This is a genomic window from Streptomyces similanensis (genome assembly GCF_039543625.1).
In the GTDB taxonomy this organism is placed as follows: Bacteria; Actinomycetota; Actinomycetes; order Streptomycetales; family Streptomycetaceae; genus Streptomyces; species Streptomyces similanensis.
Genome location: NZ_BAABKC010000023.1, coordinates 1 through 3,437, shown reverse-complemented (window position 1 = coordinate 3,437; position 3,437 = coordinate 1). Strand labels below are relative to the sequence as shown.

Below are 3,437 nucleotides of genomic sequence, written 5' to 3'. Positions count from 1 at the left end.
CTCGAAGGAGTGGCCGCGCAGGGCGGGGTCGTCGTAGCCGAGGGGTTCGCCGTCGGCGATGCGGAACATCTCGCGCACGAGGTCGATGCCGGCGACTTCTTCGGTGACGGGGTGTTCGACCTGGAGGCGGGTGTTGACCTCGAGGAAGGAGATGGTGCCGTCCTGGCCGACGAGGAATTCGCAGGTGCCGGCGCCTTCGTAGCGGGCCTCGCGCAGGATGGCCTTGGAGGCGCGGTAGAGCTCGGCGACCTGCTCTTCGGACAGGAACGGGGCGGGGGCTTCCTCGACCAGTTTCTGGTGGCGGCGCTGGAGGGAGCAGTCGCGGGTGGAGACGACGACGACGTTGCCGTGTTTGTCGGCCAGGCACTGGGTCTCGACGTGGCGGGGGCGGTCGAGGTAGCGCTCGACGAAGCATTCGCCGCGGCCGAAGGCGGCGACGGCTTCGCGGACGGCGGAGTCGTAGAGCTCGGGGACTTCGTCGAGGGTGCGGGCGACCTTGAGGCCGCGGCCGCCGCCGCCGAAGGCGGCCTTGATGGCGATGGGCAGGCCGTGTTCCTTGGCGAAGGCGACGACCTCGTCGGCCCCGGAGACGGGGTCGGGGGTGCCGGCGACCAGGGGGGCGCCGGCGCGTTGGGCGATGTGGCGGGCGGCGACCTTGTCGCCGAGGTCGCGGATCGCGTGCGGGGGCGGGCCGATCCAGATGAGGTCGGCGTCGAGTACGGCCTGGGCGAACTCGGCGTTCTCCGAGAGGAAGCCGTAGCCGGGGTGGACGGCGTCCGCGCCGGATTCCCTGGCTGCCTTGAGTACCTTGCCGATGTCCAGGTAGCTGGTGGCGGGGGTGTCACCGCCCAGGGCGAACGCCTCATCCGCGGCGCGGACGTGCAGGGCGTCCCGGTCCGGGTCGGCGTAGACGGCCACGCTCGCGATCCCGGCATCCCGACAGGCCCGGGCCACGCGGACAGCGATTTCGCCACGGTTGGCGATGAGCACCTTGCGCACGATTGAGGCTCCCTCCTTGAAACAAGCCGAGTTTAGGGACTGCCGACACGGCGCATCGACCCGTCCCCAATGGTGAGCTTGCCCACACGGAGCGTGATTCGAGGCTCGCTCGACCCGCGAAATCCCTTGTCGCGTCGCCGTACGCAGGACTCCTGCGGGAAACCCTAGCCTTCCCATGTGGTCAAGGTCTCTGTGCGAGCGTGCTGCGCCCCACTTCGTTTCTTTGTGGAGTCCCTACGAATGGCCCAATGATTCTTTGCCGATCGCCGGACCCTTGTCCCCCCGTTTACCCGTTAGTAGCGTTCGCGATGGCGTGACGGTACTGGCGGTAACAGGGCTCCGGGCGGAGCGGCACGGAAGTGGGTGGGACCGGTGGTGCGCAGACCGGTGGCGTGGGTGGTGGCGGTCGTACTCTTCGTCGAGGCGTTGGGCGTGGCGGCCCTGAACTGGATCCTCGGGGAGGTCGTCCACCGGCAGCGGATGTCCCTGGCCGGCACGGACCCGGACGTGGTGTCGACCTCGTCGAAGGTCGCCGCCCTCGTCTTCGGCCTCTACTTCGCCGTGTGCGGCCTGGTCGCCCTGCTGGTGGCGATACGGGGCCGCCGCCCGGCCGGCTTCGGCCGCATCCTGCTGATCAGCGCCGCCGTGGTGCACGGGCTGCTGGCCGCGCTCGTGGTGGGCCCGGTGGGCTGGAAGGCGTTCGTGTTCCTGATCGTCGTACTGGCGCTGATCGTGCTGCTGCTGATGACGTACGACCCGGTGGAGGCGCCGGCGGGGGCCGGACCCGGAGGCACGGGACCCCAGGACGCCGGTCCGGGCGGGACCCCGGCGGAGGGCGGCAGGCCGGAGGGCGGCGGCCCGGCGGCCGGACCGGTCGTCCCGCCGGCCGGCGCGTCCTGACGGCCGGCCACGCGCCTGACGGTCGGCCACGCGCCTGACAGCCGGCCGACGCGCCTGACGCCGGCCGGTGTCTCCCGAAGCGTGCTCAGCCGCGGGCGGGCGCCCACAGGTCGGTGATGCCCACGCCGAGGTCGCCCAGGAGCCGGCGGACCAGCGGGAGGCTGATGCCGATGACGTTGCCGTGGTCGCCGTCGATGCCGTTGATGAACGGGGCGGAGCGGCCGTCCAGGGTGAAGGCGCCGGCCACGTGGAGGGGCTCGCCCGAGGCGACGTAGGCGTCGATCTCCTCGTCCGTGGGCTCGCCGAAGCGGACCACGGTGGAGGCGGTGGCCGAGACGTGCCGGCCGCTCACCGTGTCCCAGACGCAGTGCCCGGTCTGCAGGGTGCCGGCCCGGCCGCGCATCGCCTGCCAGCGGGCGGTGGCCTCCTCGGCGTCGGCGGGCTTGCCGAGCGCCCGGCCGTCCAGGTCGAGCACCGAGTCGCACCCGATCACCAGGGCGCCCAGGACCTCCGGGCGGGCCGCCACCACGGAGGCCTTCGCCTCGGCGAGCGCGAGCGCCAGTTCGGCGGGGGTGGGCGCGCTGACCGCGTCCTCGTCGACCCCGCTGACGATCACCTCCGGGTTCAGTCCGGCCTGCCTGAGCAGTCCGAGCCGGGCGGGGGACTGGGAGGCGAGCACGAGACGGCGGCGCTGCTGATCGGTCATGCGGTCAGCGTATCGGCGCGGGCCGCCGCGACTCACCTCGGCCGGACGGCGGACGCGGCCGGGCAGCCATGAACGGCGGCGGGCCGGCGGCCTCGCGCGAATGCACCGCGGTCCGATGACGGACCGTTCACCGAAGTCCGATGACGAACATCGCCAGGACCATGGCCAGCGCCATGAGAACGCCCAGCCGCCGGAGCATCGCCTGCATGTCGCGCAGCTCTTCCGGCGGCTCGTTCTCGGGGTCGGACCACAGCATGCCCCGATCGTGCGGCGCGGACCGGCCCCGGCGCCTGAGTACGCGTACTCAAGTCGGCCGGAGCCGGTCCCGGGCGGCTCGCTCAGGCCGGCCAGTAGGTGCGGGCCCAGGCCGCCGGGCCCGGGCGCGGGACGCCCTGCGCGGCGATGCGGGACGGGTCGGCCCAGGAGTCCTGCGGTTCCGGCGCGCCGGACGGCTGGGCCGCCGCCGCCGCGGCGCGGGCCCGGACCACCGCCAGGGCGGCGGCCAGCTCCTCGGGGGTGGGGTTGCCGCGTACGACCTTGATGGTCATGTCCGCTCCCTGGGGGTCAGAGGGGGATGTTGCCGTGCTTCTTCGGGGGGAGGGTTTCCCGTTTGGTGCGCAGTTGACGCAGGCCGCGGACGATGTGGGCGCGGGTGTCGGAGGGCATGATGACGGCGTCGATGTAGCCGCGTTCGGCGGCGGTGTAGGGGTTGAGGAGGGTGTCCTCGTACTCGCGGATGAGGCGGGCGCGGACGGTGTCGGTGTCGGTGTCGTCGGTGGCGGCGAGGGTGCGGCGGTGGAGGATGTTGACGGCGCCCTGTGCGCCCATGACG

At 72.7% G+C, this 3,437-nt stretch carries 6 protein-coding genes; 1 reads left to right on the top strand and 5 read right to left on the bottom strand.

All coding sequences use genetic code 11. The features are described from left to right. The coding region (locus tag ABEB07_RS08835; RefSeq protein WP_345667746.1) for an acetyl-CoA carboxylase biotin carboxylase subunit at positions 1–999 on the bottom strand (999 nt) is incomplete at its 3' end. A 372-nt stretch (positions 1,000–1,371) separates the two neighbouring features. Between ABEB07_RS08835 and ABEB07_RS08830 the strand changes: the two genes are divergently transcribed. Beyond that, positions 1,372–1,899 (top strand): hypothetical protein, encoded by a 528-nt coding sequence (locus tag ABEB07_RS08830; protein WP_345667745.1) that lies wholly within the window; start codon positions 1,372–1,374, stop codon positions 1,897–1,899. Positions 1,900–1,984: 85 nt separating this feature from the next. Here the strand turns inward: ABEB07_RS08830 and ABEB07_RS08825 are convergent, their stop codons facing one another. The 4 genes from ABEB07_RS08825 to ABEB07_RS08810 form a co-directional block, all read right to left on the bottom strand. Beyond that, complete coding sequence (locus tag ABEB07_RS08825; RefSeq protein WP_345667744.1) at positions 1,985–2,605, bottom strand: nucleoside triphosphate pyrophosphatase; 621 nt, start codon at positions 2,603–2,605, stop codon at positions 1,985–1,987. A gap of 127 nt (positions 2,606–2,732) precedes the next feature. Then, positions 2,733–2,861 carry a morphogenic membrane protein MmpB gene (mmpB, locus tag ABEB07_RS08820; RefSeq protein WP_275404847.1) on the bottom strand — a complete coding sequence of 43 codons (129 nt, stop codon included), beginning with the start codon at positions 2,859–2,861 and terminating at the stop codon, positions 2,733–2,735. Between the two features lie 82 nt (positions 2,862–2,943). Further along, entirely contained in the window at positions 2,944–3,153 is a 210-nt protein-coding gene (locus tag ABEB07_RS08815) for an acyl-CoA carboxylase epsilon subunit (RefSeq protein ID WP_176150262.1), read from the bottom strand. Positions 3,154–3,169: 16 nt separating this feature from the next. After that, a partial coding sequence (locus ABEB07_RS08810) for a carboxyl transferase domain-containing protein (RefSeq protein WP_345667743.1) occupies positions 3,170–3,437 on the bottom strand: 268 nt, incomplete at its 5' end.